The sequence below is a fragment of the Agrobacterium sp. MCAB5 genome (assembly GCF_052114365.1).
GTDB classification, from domain to species: Bacteria; Pseudomonadota; Alphaproteobacteria; order Rhizobiales; family Rhizobiaceae; genus Agrobacterium; species Agrobacterium tumefaciens.
The window spans coordinates 1-657 of sequence record NZ_JBFREP010000121.1; the positions used below are offsets into that span (position 1 = coordinate 1).

The 657-nt window shown below is 58.6% G+C and carries 1 protein-coding gene; it reads left to right on the forward strand.

Annotated features, from left to right (window positions below; all coding sequences use genetic code 11):
- Positions 1–657: histidinol dehydrogenase (gene hisD, locus AB4Z23_RS27710; RefSeq protein ID WP_441361208.1), on the forward strand; the 657-nt coding region annotated here is incomplete at both ends.

Sequence of the window (657 nt, forward strand, 5' to 3'; positions counted from 1 at the left end):
TCGCTGGCGTGCCGCGCATCATTGCTGCCACGCCGCCTTTCAAGGGTGAGCCGAATCCCGCCGTGATCGCGGCTATGCATCTCGGCGGAGCGCACGAAATCTACGTCCTTGGCGGTATTCAGGCGATCGGCGCAATGGCGATCGGCACCGAGACAATCAGGCCCGTCGATATGCTGGTCGGACCCGGCAACGCCTTCGTCGCCGAAGCCAAACGTCAGCTTTACGGCCGCGTAGGGATTGACTTGTTCGCGGGTCCTACGGAAACGATGGTCATCGCGGACGACACGGTAGACGCAGAGATCGTGGCGACCGATCTATTGGGTCAGGCGGAGCATGGATACAATTCTCCCGCAGTCCTTGTAACCAACAGCAGGAAGCTGGCCGAAGAGACGCTTTCTGAAATCGACCGTCTGCTCACGATCCTCCCGACGGCGGACACCGCTTCGAAAAGCTGGGCGGACTACGGCGAAATCATCCTGTGTGATACGCATGAGGAAATGCTAGCCGTTGCGAACGACATCGCAAGCGAGCACGTTCAGGTCATGACGGATCGGGATGACTGGTATCTCGAAAACATGCGAAGCTATGGGGCACTCTTTCTCGGCCCTCGTACGAATGTTGCGAATGGCGACAAGGTTATCGGTACCAACCACACGC